The sequence below is a fragment of the Rathayibacter sp. VKM Ac-2803 genome, from assembly GCF_009807175.1.
Lineage (GTDB): Bacteria > Actinomycetota > Actinomycetes > Actinomycetales > Microbacteriaceae > Rathayibacter.
The window spans coordinates 760,021-778,206 of sequence record NZ_WUCD01000001.1; the positions used below are offsets into that span (position 1 = coordinate 760,021).

Sequence of the window (18,186 nt, forward strand, 5' to 3'; positions counted from 1 at the left end):
GGGTCGGGGCCGGACGGCTCAGGCGCCGATGGCGTCGGGGTCGGCCGCCTTCGCGTAGGTGTCGTCGAGCAGCGAGTCGAGCGCGTCGTCGACCTGGCTCTGCGCGGCGACGTCGCCGTTCTCGACGAAGATCGGGCCGATCACCGCGAGGACGTCGGTCTGCGCGGATCCGGGGACGTTGTCGACGTCGAGGTTGCTGCGCTCGGTGATGACGGTCGAGGCGACGGCCGGGTCGATGCCCGCGACGGCCGCGAGGATCGACGCGGTCTCGTCCTGGTTCTCGAGCGCCCAGGCGCGGGCGTGCTCGTAGGCGTTCACGACGGTCTGCGCGAGGTCGGGCTTCTCGGCGAGGAAGCTCTCGGTGGCGTTGAGCAGCCCGTACGAGTTGAAGTCGACGTTGCGGTAGAGCAGCGTCGCACCGGCCGCCTCGGCGCCGGCCATGATCGGGTCGAGCCCGGCCCAGGCGTCGACCGACCCGTTCTGCAGGGCGGCCCAGCCGTCGGCGTGCTGCAGGTTCTGCACGGTGACGTCGCCGATCCCGAGCCCGGCGGCCTCGAGCGCCTGCACGAGGAAGAAGTAGGGGTCGGTGCCCTTGGTCGCGGCGATCTGCTTGCCGGCGAGCTGCTCGACGCTGGTGATGCTCGAGCCTGCGGGGACGACGAGGGCCGCCCACTCCGGCTGCGAGAAGATGTCGATCGTCTTGATCGGCGATCCGTTGGAGCGGGCCAGGAGCGCGGCGGAGCCGGCGGTCGAGCCGACGTCGATCGCTCCGGCGCGCAGCGCCTCGTTGGCCTTGTTCGAGCCGGCCGACTGCACCCAGGTGACGGTGACGTCCTGCTCGGCCAGGGCCGCCTCGAGCCAGCCCTTCTCCTTGATGACCAGGCTGAGCGGGTTGTAGGTCGCGAAGTCGAGCGTCAGCGTGCCGCCCTGGGTGAGCGCACCGGAGGCGGCGGGTGCCGCTGCCGCGCCGCCCGAGCCCTCGCCCTGCACGCAGCCGGCGAGGAGCGGGACGGCCGCCGCGGTGAGCAGGCCGGCGAGCGCGGTGCGGCGCGTGAGCGGATTCGTGGTGAACGACATGGGTGCCTCGACTTCGGTACAGGTGCTGATGGGAACGAGTGTGGGGGACGGAGGGAGGGGGTGGGCGGGCCCTGAGCCGGATCGGTGGACGACTCCGGAGAAGGCCGCCTGGGGAGGAGTCAGTGCCGTTCGATGCCGAGGCCGGCCAGCAGGTCGGCGCGCCGCTCGGCGAGCTCTGCCGACCCGCGATCGCGGGGCCGCGCGCCGGGGACCGTCATGATCCGCTGGATCCGGGACACGCCTCCGGGCTCGTCGCGCCCGAGCAGCACTATGCGGTCGGCCAGCTGCAGTGCCTCGTCGACGTCGTGCGTCACGAGCAGGATCGTGGCCGGAGCGGCCGCGTGGACATCGAGCAGCAGGTCCTGCATGCGCAGGCGCGTCAGCGCGTCGAGTGCGCCGAAGGGCTCGTCCAGCAGCAGGACGCCCGGGTTGCGGGCGAGCGCGCGGGCGAGCGAGGCGCGCTGGGCCATGCCCCCCGAGACCTCGCGGGGCCGGGAGCGGGCGTGCGCCGTCAGCCCGACCAGGACGAGCAGCTCGTCGACGGCGGCGCGGGCGGCCTCGCGCGGGGTGCCCCGGGGCAGCCCGAGCGCCACGTTCGCGGCGATCGTGCGCCAGGGCAGCAGCCGCGGCTCCTGGAACGCCACCGCGCAGCGCGGATCGATCCCGGACACCGGCCGGCCGTCGATCAGCACCGACCCGGCGGTCGCGGTGTCCAGGCCCGCGGCGATCCGGAGCAGGGTCGACTTGCCGCATCCGCTCGGCCCGAGGATCGCGATGACCTCGCCCGCGGCCACGTCGAGGGTGACGTCGGTCAGCACGGGGGCGCCGGGCGCGAAGGTGCGCGCGACCGACTCGAAGCGCACCGGGAACGCCGACTGACCGAGCTCGGCGTCGAAGGCCAGGCTGGTGCGGGAGGGCGTGTCGGTCATGGGGCTCCGGGGCAGCGGGGCGGGCGGGCGGACCGTCACGATCGTACGGAGCCGCCCCGCCTCCTCCGATTCCGCGACGACACGCGGAGTAACAGAGGGCCCGCGGGACTACGCCCGGACGAGCACCAGCTCGTCGAGACCGAGACGCGTGCGCGGTGCGACCTCGCGCTCGCGCAGCTTGTCGTTCGGCAGCTCGTCGGGCGCCGCGAGCACGCCCACGGCGGCGACGGTCACGGGCTCGAAGCGCTCGTCGACGTCGAAGGCCGCGCGGATGCCGTCCTTCTCGAAGCCGGCCATCTGGTGCACGTGCAGCCCCTCGTGGTGCGCCTGGATGCTGAGGTGCGCGACCGCCTGGCCGAGGTCGTACACGGCCCACGGGCGCGCGTCGCCCTCGGCGTCGACGGTCTCGGTGAGCGCGACGATCAGCACGGCCGCGGAGCCGGCCCAGACGGCGTTGAAGCCCATCAGGTTCTCGACGATGCGGTCGAACTCGGGCGTGCCGCGTCGCGCGACGATGAAGCGCCAGGGCTGCGTGTTGCTGGCGGAGGGGGACCAGCGCGCGGCCTCGAGCAGCGAGGTGAGGGTCTCGGTCGAGATCTCGGTGGAGGCGTCGTACGAGCGCGGGCTCCAGCGCTCGGCGAGGACCTCGAGGATCGGGGCGCTGGTCGAGGCGGTGCGGGGGGCCGTCAGGGTCATGAGGAGCTTCTTTCTGAGAGTGCGGAGAAAGGTCGGGCTCCGTTGCCCGATGAGGTCAACCCGCGGGTCGGCGCCTGCATTCCCGGGCCGCGCGTTCGCCCACGGAGGAGCACGGAGTCCTGTCGGTGCGAAACGGTACGGTGGTGGACGGCGTGGTTCCCCGCGCTCCCATGATCACGAATCTGATGGAGGATCATCACATGGCCCAGCACTTCGACGTCGTCGTCCTGGGGGCGGGCCCCGGCGGCTACGTGGCCGCGATCCGCGCAGCGCAGCTCGGCAAGTCCGTCGCCGTCGTCGAGAAGCAGTACTGGGGCGGTGTCTGCCTCAACGTCGGCTGCATCCCGTCGAAGGCGCTGCTGCGCAACGCCGAGCTCGCCCACATCTTCCACTCGCAGGCCAAGCAGTTCGGCATCTCGGGTGACGTCTCCTTCGACTTCGGCGCGGCGTTCGACCGCAGCCGCAGCGTGGCCGAGGGCCGCGTCAAGGGCGTCCACTTCCTGATGAAGAAGAACAAGATCACCGAGTTCGACGGCACCGGCTCGTTCACCGGCCCGAAGGGCATCGACGTCGAGCTGAGCAAGGGCGGCACGGAGTCGATCACCTTCGACGACGCGATCATCGCGACCGGCGCGAGCGTCCGCCTCCTGCCGGGCGTCGAGCTGAGCGAGAACGTCGTCACCTACGAGACGCAGATCATGACCCGCGACCTGCCCGACACGATGGCCATCGTGGGCGCGGGTGCGATCGGCATGGAGTTCGCCTACGTCCTGAAGAACTACGGCGTCGACGTCACGATCATCGAGTTCATGGACCGCGCCCTCCCCAACGAGGACCCGGACGTCTCCAAGGAGATCCAGAAGCAGTACAAGAAGCTCGGAGTCGAGATCCTCACCTCGACCAAGGTCGAGTCGGTCGTCGACAAGGACGGCTACGTCACCGTCACCTACACCGGCAAGGACGGCACGCAGTCGACCCTCGAGGTCGACAAGGTCCTCATGTCGATCGGCTGGGTCCCGCGCGTCGAGGGCTTCGGCCTCGAGAAGACCGGTGTCGAGCTCACCGAGCGCGGCGCGATCGCGATCGACGACCACATGCGCACCAACGTCCCCGGCATCTACGCCATCGGCGACGTCACCGCGAAGCTCCAGCTCGCGCACGTCGCGGAGGCGCAGGGCGTCGTCGCCGCCGAGACCATCGCCGGTGCCGAGACCCAGACGCTGGGCGACTACCGGATGATGCCGCGCGCGACCTTCTGCCAGCCGCAGATCGCCTCCTTCGGCCTCACCGAGAAGCAGGCGACCGACGAGGGCCACGAGATCACCGTCACGACCTTCCCGTTCATGGCGAACGGCAAGGCGCACGGCCTAGGCGAGCCCACCGGCTTCGTGAAGCTCATCGCGAGCAAGAAGTACGGCGAGCTCCTCGGCGGCCACATGATCGGACCGGACGTCTCCGAGCTGCTCCCCGAGCTCACGCTCGCGCAGAAGTGGGACCTCACGGCCACCGAGCTGGCGCGCAACGTGCACACCCACCCGACGCTGTCGGAGGCGCTCCAGGAGGGCTTCCACGGCCTCAAGGGGCACATGATCAACCTGTAGGCCCCGCCTGCCGCCACCTCCGGCTCGCAGGATCCGCTTCGGCTCGTCCGATCCGCCGGATCCTGCGAGCCGGACGTGTTTCCGCGAGCCGAACGTCGTCGAGCGTCATCTCCGGCTCGCAGGATCGCGTTCGGCTCGTCGAATCCGGCGCATCTCGCGAGCCGAAGGTGTTCCCACGAGCCGAACTCGCCCGGCAGCTGTCTCCGGCTCGCGGAATCCCATTCGGCTCGCGAAATCCGCGAGTTCCTGCGAGCCGAACGTGTTTCCACGAGCCGAAGGTGCACCCCGACGCCGGATACCGTGGACGGATGGATGCGCGCCTCCTCGACCACCTCGCCTCCGCCGCCTGGCCGCCGCTCGAGCGACGCGACCTCGACGGCTGGCAGCTGCGCGCCGCCTCCGGAGTCACCAAGCGCGCCAACTCCGTGCTCACCTCGGGCCCCGTCCCCGACGTCGCGCGGGCCATCGCAGAAGCGGAGGAGTTCGCCCGGGACCGCGGGATCCCCCCGCTCTTCCAGCTCGGCCCCGCCAGCGATCCCGCAGACCTGCCCGACCTCCTCGCCACCCGCGGCTACGAGCCCCACGACCGCACGCTGATCCTCACCGGCTCGGTGGCGGAGGCGCTCGCCGCGCTCCCGGAGGCCGGCATCGAGGCCTGCGCGGTCCCCGACGACGACTGGATGTCGCTCTGGTGGTCGGTCGACGGCCGGGGCGGGGCGGCCGAGCGCGACGTCGCCCAGCGGATCCTCGCGGGTTGCGACTCCTCCTACGCCCTGCTGCGCGACGAGAGCGGCCCCGCGGCCTGCGGGCGGCTCGCCCACGTCGCGGCTCCCGACGGCGAGCAGTGGAGCGGGCTCTTCGCGCTGGCGACGCGCCCCGACGCGCGCCGGCGCGGGCACGCCTCCGCGGTCGTCCGCACCCTGCTCGAGCGCGCGCGCGGCGAGCGCTTCTGGCTGCAGGTGCTCGCCGACAACGCCGGGGCCCGCCGCCTCTACGCCTCGCTCGGCTGCCGCGAGTCCTCCTGGTACGAGTACTGGCGGGCCTGACCCGGCGCGCTCAGCCGATCAGGGCGCGGGCGACCGCGTCGGCCCGCGCGGCGTCGCCCGTGACCTGCACGCGCCACCAGACCGAGTCGGCGACCAGGTCGATCTCGCACGAGCCGCCTCCGCAGCCCGAGAGCGCCCGGTCGCCGAGCCCGTCGAGCGGCGTCAGCGGGATCGCGAGCCCGGAGGTCAGCGACAGGTTCTGCCAGCCCTCCACGCCGTTCGGCAGCACGTCGACGCTCAGCCCCGCGTAGGTGCTGCTGGTCGGGTCGGTCCAGGTGCAGGAGGCGTATCCCGCCCGGGCGGCGGCCGCGGCCGGCGCGGTCGCCGGGGCGGCGCCCTCCGTGCCGGCGCCGGGCGTCGCCTGGGCGAGCCCCGCGGTCGTCGTGAGCTCCTCGGCCGTGAGCAGGTCGGCGCAGACCGGAGTGTCGGCGGTGATCGGCTCGTCGAGCCTCCCGCTCGCGGCGTCCGCCGTCTCGGAGACGAGGGCGGCGAGGTCGGCGTCGGCCGGCGCCTCCGTGAGCTCGATCGTGACCCAGGTCGTCCCGGCGAGGAGGTCGACGTCGCACAGGGTGTCGGCGCACGCGCTGTAGGCCTCGACGTCGGTCGCGAGCCGTGTTCCCGGGTGCGCCGCCGCCGCGAACGCCTCGGCCGCGTCCTCGAGGGCCGAGGCGGTGATCGACGCCGCGCCGTCCTCCCGGTACCAGGAGCAGGCGAGCAGCCCGCCGTTCTCCTGCGCGGCCTCGCGGATCAGCTCGGACGAGCCGCGGACGGCGACCTCGCGGGTCCCCTCGAGATCGCTCGACGGCACGGCGAGGGCGGCCGACGCGCGCCCCACGGGAAGCAGTTCGTCGCAGTCGAGCCGCGAGGAGGCGGTGGCGGTCGGAGTCGCGCTGGCCGTGGGGCTCGTGATCGGCTCCGCGGCCGTGCAGCCCGCCAGCGCGACGAGCACCGCGAGGCCCGCGGCGACCGCCCGGAGCCTCACGCGGCCAGCTCGCGCTCGATCGCCGCCGTGAAGGCGTCGATGTCGGCCTCGGTGGTGTCGAACGAGCAGACCCAGCGCACCTCGCCGGTCGCCGGGTTCCAGTCGTAGAAGCGGTAGCCCTCCCGGAGGCGGTCGGCCACGCCCGCGGGCAGGGTGGCGAACACCGCGTTCGCGTGGGTCGGCTGCGTGAACGCCAGTCCGCGGATCCGCCCGGCCGCCACGGCCTCGTCGAGGTGCGAGCGGAGGCGCGCCGCCATCGAGTTCGCGTGCCGCGCCGAGCGCAGCCACAGCGCCTCCCCGGAGCCGTCGCCCAGCATCGCGAGGAGCTGCGCCGAGATGAAGCGCATCTTCGACGACAGCTGCATGTTGGTCTTGCGGAGGAACGTCAGCCCGCTGGACGCGTCGGGATCGAGCACCACGATCGCCTCGCCGAGCAGCATGCCGTTCTTCGTCCCGCCGAACGACAGCACGTCGACACCCGCATCGGTCGTGAACGAGCGGAGCGAGCCGCCCAGCGCCGCCGCCGCGTTCGCGATCCGCGCGCCGTCCATGTGCAGCCGCATCCCGCGGGAGTGCGCGTGGTCGGCGAGCGCCCGCACCTCCTGGGGCGTGTAGACGGTGCCGAGCTCGGTCGACTGCGTGATCGAGACGACGAGCGGCTGGGCGCGGTGCTCGTCGCCGAACCCCCACGCCTGTTCGTCGACGAGCGCGGGGGTGAGCTTGCCGTCGGGGGTGTCGACGGTGAGGATCTTGATCCCGCCGACCTTCTCGGGGGCGCCTCCCTCGTCGGAGTTGATGTGCGCGGTGCCGGCCGACACCACGGCGCCCCAGCGGGGCAGCATCGACTGCAGCCCGGTGACGTTCGCTCCGGTCCCGTTGAAGACGGGGAACGCCTGCGCCTGCTCGCCGAACTCGCGGCGGAACGCCTCCTGGAGCCGCTCGGTGTAGACGTCCTCGCCGTACGCGATCTGGTGCGCGCCGTTGGCGGCCGCGATCGCCGCGAGCACCTCCTCGTGCACGCCGGAGTAGTTGTCGGAGGCGAAGCCGCGGAGGTCCGGATCGTGCAGAGTGCTCATTCCCCCATCTTCGCAGCCCCTCGCCGGGCAGGTCCCCGACGCGTTCCGCGCCCCTCCGTCGCGTGGTGGAGGAGTGGACGTCTCATGACCCGGGAGCCGATTGCCGTCAAGAAGTTGGTATCGGCTGGGCGGCAGGCCACTCTTGTCCTATGCGCATGGACACTTCGGGGGCCGTTCGCGACATGCCCGCCCCGCCCGGGGTGGACGAGATCGCGGCTCGCTTCGGCGACCCGGTCGTCACGTTCGCTCCTCAGCCCCGCCTCGAGGAGTTCGCGGCGGCCCAGACCATGGCGCTCGGGCGGTTCGTCGAGATCTCCCTCTCGTACTCGTTCTTCCGGAATCCGCGCAATCGCGCCGATCCCGTCAACCAGGTGCCGCTCACTCCCGAGCAGAAGCGCGCCATCGAGCGGGCCGAGAACGACCACCTCCCGCCGTGGATGGTCGACCAGGTCACCCGGATGCGGTACCCGGTGCTCTGGGAGGCGGTCCGCACCTCCGTGCCGATCCCCGCCGAGCGCAGCCGCCCCCTCGAGTCGCGTCTCGCCGCGCACATGGGCGACGTGCTCCGCAACACGTTCCCGGGCCGCGTCCGCACCCGTCGCGGCGGGATGCCGGTGGTGGCCGCGGCACTGCGCGACGAGGACGTCGTCCGAGGCGTGCCGGTCGTCGTCGACGGGGAGGCGCTGCGCGGCTACCGGGTCGACACCGATCCCGACGTGATCGCCATCGGCGCCCGGGTCGACGGGCGCTACATGACCGTCGTGCTCGACCGCAAGATCGCGCCCGACATCCGGATGGAGTTCGTCCGCCGGGTCCCGCCGCGCGTGCAGGCGCCCCGCCGCTGAGCCCCGGTATCCGCCGACAGGCCCTACGACCGCCCCGGCACCGCGATCCCGTGCTCGTAGGCGAACACGACCGCCTGGATGCGGTCGCGCACCCTCAGCTTCATCAGGATCTTCGAGACGTGCGTCTTCACGGTCGCCTCGCCGACGAACAGCTCCGCCGCGATCTCGGCGTTCGACCAGCCGCGCGCCAGGTGCACCAGGACCTCGCGCTCGCGATCGGTGAGCTCGGCGATGCCCGGGTGATCGGCGGCCGGCCGGGCCGGATCGGCGGTGAAGCGCTCGAGCACGCGGCGCGTCACGTCGGGCGCCAGCATCGCGTCGCCGCGCGCGACGACCTGCACGGCCTCGACGAGGTCCTCCGGCGACGCGTTCTTGAGGAGGAAACCGCTCGCGCCGGCCGACAGCGCATCGAAGAGGTAGTCGTCGCGATCGAAGGTGGTGAGGATCAGCACGCTCGAGCACAGGCGCGGATCCTTGACGATCTCGCGGGTCGCGGCGAGGCCGTCCAGGCCCGGCATCTGGACGTCCATGCAGATGACGTCCGGGCACAGCTCGGCGGCGCGGTCGATGGCCTCGCGGCCGGTGCGGGCCTCGCCGACGACGACGATGCCCGGCTCGGACTCGAGGATGATGCGGAACCCGGCACGGACGAGCTCCTGGTCGTCCACCAGGAGGACGCGGATGTCCTCGGTCATGCGCGGCCCCCGCTCGCTCGATCCTGGCGCCCCCTCGACGCCCCGGACGACGCTACCGCCTCGGCCGTGTCCTCTCCGTCGATGCCGCGGACGGGGGTCAGCGGGACATGCGCGTGCACGCGGTACCCGCCGTCGTGCGGGCCCGTCTCGACCCAGCCGCCCACCGCGGCGGCGCGCTCGCGCATGCCGGTCTGGCCGAGGCCGCACGAGGCGGGGACGGTCGGGTGCGGTCCGGTGCCCCCGTCGTCGGCCACTTCGAGCTCGACCGCCCCGGGGAGGTAGCGCAGGCGCACCTCGGCGTGCGCGCCCGGGCCGGCGTGCTTGCGGACGTTCGTCAGCGACTCCTGGGCGATGCGGTAGAGGCTCAGGCCGACGGTCGCCGGGATCTCGCGCGCGTCGCCCGACTCGCGGAACACCGTCGGCAGCCCGGAGCCGGTCGAGGCGGCGACGAGCTCCTCGAGCGCCGCGACGCCCCTCGTCGAGGCGGAGTCGGTCAGCGGGCTCGCGGTGACCTCCTCCGTGCGCAGGGCGACCAGGATGCGGTGCAGCTCCTCGATGGCCGAGCGCGCGTCGTTCTCGATCGCGCTGAGCGAGCGGGCGGCCTTCTCGGGGTCGCGCGCCAGCACGCGTCGGGCGGCGCCGGCCTGCACGCCCATCACGCTGACGTGGTGGGCGACGACGTCGTGCAGCTCGCGGGCGATCCGGAGGCGCTCCGACGTCACGGCCTGCCGCGAGGATCGCTCCCGCTCGTCGTCGAGCTCGGCGGTGCGGGCCTGGAGGGCCTCGAGGCGGCGCGCCGACTGCCACGACGCCTCGCCGAAGACGTAGGCGCTGCCGAAGTAGAGCAGGTTGACCAGCAGCACCAGCGCCGACTCGGCCACGTAGGGCGAGAGCACGCCCGACGAGTCGGAGGACGGCACGGCGCGCCCCATCCAGTCGCCGGTGACGAGGGTGCTCACCAGCCAGCCGAGCAGGGCGACGGCGATGAGGATGCGCACGAGCAGCGCCACCCGCCGGTCGCGTCCCCACGCGCCGACCGTGTAGATCGCGAGGAACAGGCAGATCTGGTTGAACAGCGACTCGGGCACCTGCAGCACGAGCCCGAGCGTGTAGACGACGGCGAGGAGGATCGCGACGGTCGCCGGGAACCGCCTCCGCAGCGCCAGCGGCAGCGTCATGGCGCCGGCCCACCCCGCACTGACCAGGGGGTGGGCCGCGTCCGGGAAGCCGGCCGAGGTGTACAGGGCGACGGAGGCGAGGGTCGCCACGAGCAGGACGCCCGCGCCGATCGCGTCGCGCACGTGGTTCGCGCGACTCGGCGGCCGCCGCGCCCAGCCCGCGGCGAAGGGGTCGACGACGGCGGCACGGGACATGGTGTCCACGCTATCCGACGGCCATCGGCGAGCGACGGGTCCGTGACGCCAGGAGTCGCTCAGCTGCGCCCGGTGATCCCCGCCGTCGACGCGATCACGTCGGTCATCTTCTTGCCGAGGGCCTCGTAGAACATCGACAGCGGGAACTCGTCGTCCAGTACCGCGTCCGTCAGCCCCCGCGGGGCGCCCAGAAGCACCTCGTCCGGCAGTCCGCGGGCCCACGCCGAGGCGGGGTGCGGCGTGAGCACGGAGGCGATCAGCGCGTGCGCCGCCAGCCAGTGCGCCGTCTTCGGCCGGTCGATGGAGCGCCAGTACAGCTCGTCGATCGCGTCCGAGAGCGCCACGACGACGTCGGCGACCCCGTCCCACTCGACGGCGAGCCGGGTGTCGGTCCAGTGCAGCACCCGGTGCTGGTGCAGCCACGCGAACAGCAGCTGACCGCCCAGGCCGTCGTAGTTGCGCACCCGCGAGCCGGTCAGCGGGAACCGGAAGAGGCGGTCGAAGAGGATCGCGTACTGCACGAAGCGCGCGCGCTCGGCGAGCGCCTCCTCCTCGTCGCTCCGCCCCTCGATCAGGGCGAGCCCGCGCTCGATCGCGACGGCCTCGCGGAACGCGGTGAGGTCGCAGCGCAGCTCCTCGAGCGAGTAGAGGAAGAACGGCATCCGCTGCTTGATCATGAACGGGTCGAACGGCAGATCGCCGCGCATGTGCGTGCGGTCGTGGATGAGGTCCCACATCACGAACGACTCCTCGGCCAGGCGCTGGTCGGCGAGCAGTCGCCGGGCGTCCTCGGGCAGCTCGAGGCGGGTGACCGCCGCCGCCGCGGTGACGACCCGGCGGAACCGGGCGGCCTCGCGGTCGGCGAAGATCGCTCCCCAGGTGAAGGAGGGGATCGCCCGCATCGCGACCGTCTCGGGGAAGAGCACGGCGCTGTCGGTGTCGTAGCCGGCGGTGAAGTCGACGAACCGCACCGGCACGAACATCGCGTTCGAGTAGTCACCGGCCTCGAGCTCGGCCACGAAGCGCGGCCAGACCACCTCGACGAGGACCGCCTCGACATGCCGGTCGCGGCTGCCGTTCTGGGTGTACATCGGGAAGACGACGAGGTGCCGCCGGCCGTCGACGCGGTCGAGCTGCGGCTGGAAGGCCTGCAGCGAGTCGAGGAAGTCGGGGACGCCGAGGCCGTCGCGGCTCCAGCGCTCGAGGTCGACGACCAGCGCGGAGAGGTAGGCGGAGTCGTGGGGGAACGCGGGGGCGAGGGCCTCGACGGCGCCGACGATCCGCTCGACCGCGGCGCGCGCCTCCGGGAGCCGGTCCTGATCGGCGAGCGACCCGTCCTGGGCCTGCAGCGGCTGGAGGGCGGTGGCGGCCGCCTTGAGGTCGAGCCAGGCGGAGGAGGACTCGACGCGGTCCTCGACGACCTCGGGTTCTCCGACGACGGTGCTCTGCACGAATGGCGACATGGTGATCCTCCTCACGCTCGTATTGCCCGGTGGAACGGGCCCGATGCGGCCCGACTCCGAGCGTATGGCCGCGCGCACGCGCTTTTGTTGCGTTCACCCGGAGCGATGCGGCGCGCTCGGCGGCAGCGGCGCACGACTCCGGTGCGCGAGGGGGATCACCAGGACACTCGCAGCCATCGACCCCCCATCCGGGGCTAGATTCGTCTGATCCCATTCCGCCCCGCCACCGCGGGACGAGGATGGGTCGACATCGCGGTTGCATCCCGAGTGCAGCCATCCGATCGGATGCCCGCTCCGAAGACCTGGCGGAGCGGCACGATCGACGAGCCATCCTGAGAGAGAGGATCGGAGCGCGTGACGGGACCCGAACCCGGAAGCGACCGCAGAACAATCAGCATCGATCAGCAGTCCGAGACCCTCCGCCTCCTGCCCTGGCCGCAGGCGGACCCCGCCGCACTCCGCAGCGTCTTCGCGGAGTCGGGAGCGGGACTCGAGACAGAGAGCGACCTCCGCCTCCGGCACGACCGCTACCTGCGCGGTTGGGCGGAGGGGACGGAGTTCTTCTACGCGATCGAGCTCGACGGGCACTGCGTCGGCTCCATCGGCTATTGGTACGGCCGCAGTCGTGGCCTGCTGGCCTACGAGACGAGCTGGACGCTCGCTCCCGAGGCGAGACGGCGCGGAATCGCCGTCCGCTCACTGCGGCTGCTGCTCGCCGAGGCGGCGGCGTTCCCCGTGCCCCGCTTCGTGCACGCCTACGTCGACACGGATGACGCGGAGGACAACGCGCTGTGCGTCGAGGCCGGCTTCGATCGCATCGACCTCGTCGAGCTGGGCGAGCCGCCGAGCCTCCACCACGACTGGGCGTTCGACCTGGCGGCGGTGGCGTAGCAGCGCTCCGCCGACACGGGGCGACGTCCCGCGCCACCAGGCGGAGCAACGCCTCCCCGGCCTACCATCCGTGTATGGGTCAGGGGATTCCCGGACCTTCTCGCACCGGAACCTTCCAGTGCGAGCGGATCGGACGGCGGGGGATCGCGTCATGGGCACCACCCGGCCGTCCCGCGTGAGCGTCCTGCGCGTCTGACGGTCACCCGTGCACGAGTACCGTCCCCCGCCGGAGCGGGGCCCCGGGCAGGCGGCCTGTGCCGCGATCGGTCTCGCACTGGCCGTCCTCCTCGGCGCAGGCACCGGCCTGAGTCCGGTGGCGCCGGTGCCCGAGCCGTTCCCGACGGCCGTCGTGAAGTACGCGGTCCGCTCCTCCGAGAAACGGTGAGCCGGGCCTCAGAGACCGTGCTCGACGAGCCACGGCCGGAGCACCCGCAGGAACTCCTCCGGCAGCTCGACGCTCGGGAGGTGCGCCGCGGCCTGGAAGACCGCGCCGTCCGCCCCGGGGATCGCGGTGGCGAGGTACTCGTAGACGGGGAACGACTCCGAGAGGTCGTGCGCGCCGATCACGACGAGGGTCGGCACCGCGATGTCGACGACCCGCTCGTACGCCGGCGGCTCGAGGGCGATCGATCTCGGCTTCTCGTGCTCGTGGCCCCGGCTCCCGGTCGCGAGCTCGCGCACCGTCTCGACGAAGGCGGGGTCGAGCGACTCCGCGACGCGGTCGGGCCCGAAGGCCCAGAGCTCCGCCTCCATCCGGGCCACGCGCTCGTGATCGCCCGTCTTCACGACCTGGTCGATCTCGTCGAACCGCCGGTCCTCCTCCTCCGTCAGATCGGGGTACGGGAATCCGTCGACGCCCGGCGCGATCGTGACGAGGCCCGCGACGCGGTCGGGGTGGGCGAGGGTCAGGTCGAGCACGAGCGAGCCGCCGCGCGAGCAGCCGATCACGGTCGCGCGCTCGACGCCGAGGTGATCGAGCACCGCGAGAGCGTCGGCGCGCTCGTCGAACTCGACGCTCTCGGTGGTCGTCCCGCCGAAGCCGCGGCTGTCGTAGCGGATCACCTGGTGGTCCTCGGCGAGAGCGGAGACCAGCGGATCCCACATCCGCAGATCGGCGATGCCCGCGTGCGCGAGCAGAAGGGCGGGAGCGGAGGCGTGGCCGTCCGCCTCCCAGTGCAGGCTCGCGCCCGGGACCTCGAGATGCGGCATGGGGCCACGGTAGGCGCGCGCCCGGCCGGGTGCAACGGCTCCTAGGCTGGGTCACCGACGCATCGGACATCGGAGGACATCACGGAGGGAGTGCTCACCGGTTTCGCGATCATCGGAGTGGTCATCGCGGTCGGCTACCTGATCGCCCGATTCGGCCTCGTGCCGCCGGAGGGACGCGCGGTGCTCTCGCGCATCGCCTTCTTCGTCACCACCCCGGCCCTGCTCTTCACGGTGCTCGCGAAGGCCGACGTGTCGGTGCTGTTCTCCTCCTTCCTCCTGGTGTCGCTGATCACGGTCGCGATCGTCGCCGTGCTCTACGTGCTCGCCTCGCGCCTCTTCTTCCGCCGGCCGGTGCCCGAGACGGTCGTCGGCACCGCCGCCTCGGCCTACGTCAACGCCAACAACATCGGGCTCCCGGTCGCGATCTACGTGCTCGGCGATCCGCAGTGGGTCGCGCCGACCCTGCTCCTGCAGCTGCTCGTGCTCGCGCCCACCGTCCTCACGGTGCTCGACATCTCGACCAGCGGCAGGACCTCGGTGGGCTCGATCCTGACGCAGCCGCTCCGGAACCCGATGATCATCGCCTCGGGGCTGGGGCTGCTGGTCGCCGTGACCGGCGTGCAGCTGCCGGCGCCGGTGCTCGAGCCGTTCTCGATCATCGGCAACGCCTCCATCCCCCTGGTGCTGATGGCGTTCGGGATGTCGCTCCGCGGGCAGCGCCCGCTCGAGGCGGGACCGGCCAGGATCGAGGTCGTCGTGGCGTCCACGCTCAAGGCGCTGGTCATGCCGGCCGTCGCCTGGCTGCTCGGCCGCTTCGTCTTCGATCTCGACGCCGAGCACCTCTTCGCCGTCACCGTGACGGCCGCGCTGCCGACCGCGCAGAACATCTTCAACTTCGCCTCGCGGTACGACCGGGGCGTCGCCGTCGCGCGCGACACGGCTCTGGTCACGACGGTCGCGGCCGTGCCGGTGCTGATCGCCGTGTCGCTCCTCCTGGGGTGAGCGCCCGGGCACCCGCACCGCGCCCCCGGACCGCCCGTCGCTTAGGCTCTCTCGAATGAGCACCACGACGACCTCCTCTCGCCGCGCCTCCGGACAGCCCCGACGCCGACGCCGGGGCCTCTGGATCACGCTGTCGATCCTGCTGGTCCTCCTGATCGGCGCGATCGTCGCGGTGTTCCTCGCGATCCAGACCTACGACAAGGCGATGACGGTGCGCGCCAAGCTCACCTCGGCCATCCCGCTCGTCTCGCAGGTCGCCGACCAGCTGACCGGGTTCGACACCGCGGGAGCCGAGTCGACGGCCGGCCAGATCGCGACCCTCACCGGCGAGGCGCGCGACGAGACGGACGACCCGGTGTGGCGGGTGATGGAGATCGTCCCCTTCCTCGGCCCCAACCTCTCGGCCGTGCGGGCCGCGACCGAGATCGCCGACGACGTCTCGGGCAAGATCGTCACTCCGCTCGCGGGGACCTCGCTCGACATCCTCAAGCCGGTCGACGGCAGGGTCGACGTCGCGGCGATCACCGATCTCTCCGCGAAGATCACCACCGCCAAGGGAGTCGTCGACGAGGCGCAGGCCCGTGTCGACGGCATCGACCGCGGCGCGCTGGTGCCGCAGGTCGCCGACGCGATCGACTCGTTCGCTCCGCAGCTCGAGACCGCGACTAAGGCGATGGACCAGGTCGAGCCGCTCACGGCGATCCTGCCCGACGCCCTGGGTGCGAGCGGGCCGCGCAGCTACCTCGTGCTCTTCCAGAACCTGGCCGAGTCGCAGGCCCTCGGAGGCGGCGCCTCCTCGGTCATGCAGCTGAACGTCGACGGCGGGGCGATCACGATCGGCGAGCAGCTGTCGAGCCGGGACTTCAGGGGCCTCGAGTCGGTCACGGTCGACCAGAGCGCTCTCGACACCTTCGGCGCCAACCTGGCGTCGACCTTCAACGTCTCGACCAGCCGGCCCGACTTCCCGACGGCCTCCTCGATCGCCACGCAGTTCTGGGCGCAGAAGTTCCCCGACCAGAAGATCGACGGAGTGATGGCGATCGACCCGGTCGCCCTGTCCTACCTCCTCGCCTCCACCGGGCCCGTCACGGTGACCGACGGCACCGAGCTCACGAGCGAGAACGCGGTGTCGATCCTGCTCAACAAGGTCTACTTCCGCTACCCGGACGAGACCGTCGGCGAGCAGACCGACCTCTTCTTCTCGGACGCGAGCGCGACCATCCTCGGCAAGATCCTCGGCGGCGACATGGAGCCCACGAAGATGCTGCCGGCGATCGTGAAGGCCGTCGGCGAGAGCCGGATCCTGGCCTACAGCACCGACCCCGACGAGCAGGCGCTGCTCGCCCCGACCCCGATCGCGGGCGTGCTGCCGGCCGACAACTCCGACACGACGACGACCGGAGTGTTCTTCCAGGACGCGTCGATCGGCTCGAAGATGGACTACTACCTCGACACCGCCGTGACGCAGTCCAGCGCGAACCGCTGCGCCGCCTCCGGAGCGACCTTCTCGACGCAGGTCACGCTGACGAACACGATCACCGAGAAGGTGGCGCGCACGCTGCCGTCGTACGTCGCGGCGAACGGCGGGCGCGGGAGCATCCCCCTCGGCGACTTCGTGACGAACGTGTACGTCTACGGCCCTCCCGGCACCACCGTCACCGGTGCCACCTGGGCCGGAGGAGTCGGGACCGTGATCGGGACGACCGACGACCTCGGCCGGCCGGTGTCGAAGGTGACCGTGCAGCTCGCTCCCGGCCAGTCCGACACGCTCACCGTGAACTTCGACGGCGGCACCACCTCCGGGTTCGGCGAGCAGGTGCTGCGCGTCACCCCGATGATCAACAAGACCGACGTGACCCTCGCGGACGACCCGAGCTGCGCCGGCTGACCGGTGCGGCGGGTCCTCTCGACCCGCCGCCGACCGGTGCTCTCAGACCAGCGCCGAGCCGGGGATCGAGCTGGTGACGAGCCAGGAGGCGAGGAACGCCGTGCCGACGCACAGCGCGAACGCGACGATCGGGATCCAGAACACGCGGCGACCGACGAGGTAGCGCACGATCGTCACGCCGACGCCGATCAGCGTCAGGAGCGGCGGGCCGATCAGCGCGATCGAGACGCCCCAGTCGATCCGGTCGAAGTCGCAGGCGATGTTCCGCCCCTCGCACTGCGCCGGGAAGACGGCGAGGATCGCCGCGAGGTAGCCGAGGACCACGCAGAGCAGGCCGAGCGCGAGGCAGCCGAGGACCGAGAGCACCAGGTCCCAGCGCCGGCGGCGAGGGCGCCCGGCCGCGAAGGTCTCGCGGACCGAGCGGTACGCCTCGGTGCGGAGCTCGTCGTGCTCGCGCGACACGACCGGCCTGCTCGCGGGGCGCGGGGTCGCGGGGGCGTTCGCCCGCTTCTTCTTCGACGACGCCATGCTCAGAAGATCATCGGTCGGTCGTCGTCGAGGGTCGTCTCGAGGTCGAGATCGACGACCACCGGCACGTGGTCGCTCGGGGCGTCGCCCTTGCGCTCGTCGCGGTGGATCGAGGCGCCCGTGACGAGCTCCCCGAACGCGTGCGAGCCGAGCACGAAGTCGATCCGCAGGCCCTCGTTGCGAGGGAAGCGCAGCTGCTTGTAGTCCCAGTAGGTGTAGCCCTCCGGCACCAGGGGGCGGACCACGTCGCGCAGGCCGGCGTCCACGAAGGCGGCGAAGGCCGCGCGCTCCTCGGGCGAGACATGGGTGGATCCGGGGCCGAGCGTCGGGTCGCCGACGTCGCTGTCGAGCGGAGCGACGTTCCAGTCGCCGACCAGCGCCAGCGGCAGATCGGGCTCGGCCGCGAGCCACTCGCGCGTGCTCGCCTCGAGGGCCGCGAACCACTCGAGCTTGTAGTACCAGTGCGGGTCGCCGACCGCGCGGCCGTTGGGCACGTAGAGGCTCCAGATCCGGACGCCGTCCACCGTCGCGCCGATCGCCCGGGCCTCGAGCGGGAAGGTGCCGTCGGCCGAGGGCTCCTTCGCGAAGCCGGGCATGCCGGGGAAGCCGATCGCGACGTCCTCCATCGGGAGGCGGGAGGCGATGCCGACGCCGTTCCACTGGCTGAGGCCGACCATCTCGACGTGGTAGCCCGCGGCGGCGAAGGCCTCGTGCGGGAACTGCTCGGGCTTGCACTTGAGCTCCTGCATCGCGAGGACGTCGATGTCCTCGCGCACCAGCCAGTCGACGACGCGCCCCGTGCGGGCGCGGATGGAGTTCACGTTCCAGGTGGCGATGCGCATCCTGCGAGTGTAGGAGCCGCCGCCGACACGAACCTCCGCACGC

The 18,186-nt window shown here is 72.1% G+C and carries 17 protein-coding genes; 6 read left to right on the top strand and 11 right to left on the bottom strand.

Annotation, left to right across the window (positions count from 1 at the left end):
• Positions 1-18: 18 nt before the first annotated feature.
• The 3 genes from GRS96_RS03520 to GRS96_RS03530 form a co-directional block, all read right to left on the bottom strand.
• Positions 19-1,077 (bottom strand): aliphatic sulfonate ABC transporter substrate-binding protein, encoded by a 1,059-nt coding sequence (locus GRS96_RS03520; RefSeq protein WP_159987735.1) that lies wholly within the window; start codon positions 1,075-1,077, stop codon positions 19-21.
• A gap of 119 nt (positions 1,078-1,196) precedes the next feature.
• Positions 1,197-2,006, bottom strand: coding sequence for an ABC transporter ATP-binding protein (locus GRS96_RS03525; RefSeq protein WP_159987736.1), 810 nt, complete (start codon positions 2,004-2,006; stop codon positions 1,197-1,199).
• 108 nt (positions 2,007-2,114) lie between these two features.
• Positions 2,115-2,702: a nitroreductase family protein gene (locus GRS96_RS03530; RefSeq protein WP_159855808.1), complete on the bottom strand. Its 588-nt coding sequence runs from the start codon at positions 2,700-2,702 to the stop codon at positions 2,115-2,117.
• A gap of 200 nt (positions 2,703-2,902) precedes the next feature.
• On the opposite strand from GRS96_RS03530, the gene lpdA reads away from it, so the two are divergent.
• Both lpdA and GRS96_RS03540 read left to right on the top strand, forming a co-directional pair.
• Positions 2,903-4,303 (top strand): dihydrolipoyl dehydrogenase, encoded by a 1,401-nt coding sequence (gene lpdA, locus GRS96_RS03535; protein ID WP_159855806.1) that lies wholly within the window; start codon positions 2,903-2,905, stop codon positions 4,301-4,303.
• 308 nt (positions 4,304-4,611) lie between these two features.
• A complete protein-coding gene (locus GRS96_RS03540; RefSeq protein WP_159987737.1) occupies positions 4,612-5,349 on the top strand; it encodes a GNAT family N-acetyltransferase in 738 nt (245 codons plus the stop codon).
• A 10-nt stretch (positions 5,350-5,359) separates the two neighbouring features.
• Here GRS96_RS03540 and GRS96_RS03545 read toward each other — a convergent pair whose 3' ends face one another.
• Positions 5,360-6,331 carry a hypothetical protein gene (locus GRS96_RS03545; protein WP_159987738.1) on the bottom strand — a complete coding sequence of 324 codons (972 nt, stop codon included), beginning with the start codon at positions 6,329-6,331 and terminating at the stop codon, positions 5,360-5,362.
• Complete coding sequence (locus GRS96_RS03550; RefSeq protein WP_159987739.1) at positions 6,328-7,407, bottom strand: threonine aldolase family protein; 1,080 nt, start codon at positions 7,405-7,407, stop codon at positions 6,328-6,330. Before GRS96_RS03550 ends, GRS96_RS03545 begins: the two co-directional genes overlap by 4 nt.
• 155 nt (positions 7,408-7,562) lie before the next feature.
• Between GRS96_RS03550 and GRS96_RS03555 the strand changes: the two genes are divergently transcribed.
• A complete protein-coding gene (locus GRS96_RS03555) occupies positions 7,563-8,252 on the top strand; it encodes a hypothetical protein (RefSeq protein WP_159855799.1) in 690 nt (229 codons plus the stop codon).
• Between the two features lie 23 nt (positions 8,253-8,275).
• Here GRS96_RS03555 and GRS96_RS03560 read toward each other — a convergent pair whose 3' ends face one another.
• From GRS96_RS03560 to GRS96_RS03570, 3 genes are read right to left on the bottom strand one after another with little or no spacing between them, the layout of a single operon-like run.
• The gene (locus tag GRS96_RS03560) at positions 8,276-8,947 is read right to left on the bottom strand and encodes a response regulator (protein WP_159855797.1); all 672 of its coding nucleotides are present in this window, start codon (positions 8,945-8,947) and stop codon (positions 8,276-8,278) included.
• Positions 8,944-10,320 (bottom strand): sensor histidine kinase, encoded by a 1,377-nt coding sequence (locus tag GRS96_RS03565; protein ID WP_159855795.1) that lies wholly within the window; start codon positions 10,318-10,320, stop codon positions 8,944-8,946. The genes GRS96_RS03560 and GRS96_RS03565 overlap by 4 nt, the downstream gene beginning before the upstream one ends.
• 59 nt (positions 10,321-10,379) lie before the next feature.
• Complete coding sequence (locus GRS96_RS03570; RefSeq protein WP_159855793.1) at positions 10,380-11,783, bottom strand: DUF6421 family protein; 1,404 nt, start codon at positions 11,781-11,783, stop codon at positions 10,380-10,382.
• A 354-nt stretch (positions 11,784-12,137) separates the two neighbouring features.
• Between GRS96_RS03570 and GRS96_RS03575 the strand changes: the two genes are divergently transcribed.
• Positions 12,138-12,674: a GNAT family N-acetyltransferase gene (locus GRS96_RS03575; RefSeq protein WP_159987740.1), complete on the top strand. Its 537-nt coding sequence runs from the start codon at positions 12,138-12,140 to the stop codon at positions 12,672-12,674.
• Between the two features lie 393 nt (positions 12,675-13,067).
• Here the strand turns inward: GRS96_RS03575 and GRS96_RS03580 are convergent, their stop codons facing one another.
• Positions 13,068-13,883 (bottom strand): alpha/beta fold hydrolase, encoded by an 816-nt coding sequence (locus GRS96_RS03580; protein ID WP_159987741.1) that lies wholly within the window; start codon positions 13,881-13,883, stop codon positions 13,068-13,070.
• A gap of 90 nt (positions 13,884-13,973) precedes the next feature.
• Here GRS96_RS03580 and GRS96_RS03585 point away from each other — a divergent pair, with 90 nt between their 5' ends.
• Positions 13,974-14,885 carry an AEC family transporter gene (locus GRS96_RS03585; protein WP_235021922.1) on the top strand — a complete coding sequence of 304 codons (912 nt, stop codon included), beginning with the start codon at positions 13,974-13,976 and terminating at the stop codon, positions 14,883-14,885.
• 55 nt (positions 14,886-14,940) lie between these two features.
• Positions 14,941-16,773 carry a DUF4012 domain-containing protein gene (locus tag GRS96_RS03590; protein WP_159855787.1) on the top strand — a complete coding sequence of 611 codons (1,833 nt, stop codon included), beginning with the start codon at positions 14,941-14,943 and terminating at the stop codon, positions 16,771-16,773.
• Positions 16,774-16,815: 42 nt separating this feature from the next.
• Here the strand turns inward: GRS96_RS03590 and GRS96_RS03595 are convergent, their stop codons facing one another.
• Both GRS96_RS03595 and GRS96_RS03600 read right to left on the bottom strand, forming a co-directional pair.
• Positions 16,816-17,301 carry a hypothetical protein gene (locus GRS96_RS03595; protein ID WP_159855785.1) on the bottom strand — a complete coding sequence of 162 codons (486 nt, stop codon included), beginning with the start codon at positions 17,299-17,301 and terminating at the stop codon, positions 16,816-16,818.
• A 2-nt stretch (positions 17,302-17,303) separates the two neighbouring features.
• Positions 17,304-18,143, bottom strand: a complete 840-nt coding sequence (locus GRS96_RS03600; RefSeq protein WP_159987742.1) for an exodeoxyribonuclease III — start codon at positions 18,141-18,143, stop codon at positions 17,304-17,306.
• Positions 18,144-18,186 lie beyond the last annotated feature (43 nt).

Coding starts and splice junctions, on each gene's coding strand:
- GRS96_RS03520 (WP_159987735.1), bottom strand. CDS start 1,077: ATGTCGTTCACCACGAATCCGCTCACGCGCCGCACCGCGCTCGCCGGC.
- GRS96_RS03525 (WP_159987736.1), bottom strand. CDS start 2,006: ATGACCGACACGCCCTCCCGCACCAGCCTGGCCTTCGACGCCGAGCTC.
- GRS96_RS03530 (WP_159855808.1), bottom strand. CDS start 2,702: ATGACCCTGACGGCCCCCCGCACCGCCTCGACCAGCGCCCCGATCCTC.
- lpdA (WP_159855806.1), top strand. CDS start 2,903: ATGGCCCAGCACTTCGACGTCGTCGTCCTGGGGGCGGGCCCCGGCGGC.
- GRS96_RS03540 (WP_159987737.1), top strand. CDS start 4,612: ATGGATGCGCGCCTCCTCGACCACCTCGCCTCCGCCGCCTGGCCGCCG.
- GRS96_RS03550 (WP_159987739.1), bottom strand. CDS start 7,407: ATGAGCACTCTGCACGATCCGGACCTCCGCGGCTTCGCCTCCGACAAC.
- GRS96_RS03555 (WP_159855799.1), top strand. CDS start 7,563: ATGGACACTTCGGGGGCCGTTCGCGACATGCCCGCCCCGCCCGGGGTG.
- GRS96_RS03560 (WP_159855797.1), bottom strand. CDS start 8,947: ATGACCGAGGACATCCGCGTCCTCCTGGTGGACGACCAGGAGCTCGTC.
- GRS96_RS03565 (WP_159855795.1), bottom strand. CDS start 10,320: ATGTCCCGTGCCGCCGTCGTCGACCCCTTCGCCGCGGGCTGGGCGCGG.
- GRS96_RS03570 (WP_159855793.1), bottom strand. CDS start 11,783: ATGTCGCCATTCGTGCAGAGCACCGTCGTCGGAGAACCCGAGGTCGTC.
- GRS96_RS03580 (WP_159987741.1), bottom strand. CDS start 13,883: ATGCCGCATCTCGAGGTCCCGGGCGCGAGCCTGCACTGGGAGGCGGAC.
- GRS96_RS03590 (WP_159855787.1), top strand. CDS start 14,941: ATGAGCACCACGACGACCTCCTCTCGCCGCGCCTCCGGACAGCCCCGA.
- GRS96_RS03595 (WP_159855785.1), bottom strand. CDS start 17,301: ATGGCGTCGTCGAAGAAGAAGCGGGCGAACGCCCCCGCGACCCCGCGC.
- GRS96_RS03600 (WP_159987742.1), bottom strand. CDS start 18,143: ATGCGCATCGCCACCTGGAACGTGAACTCCATCCGCGCCCGCACGGGG.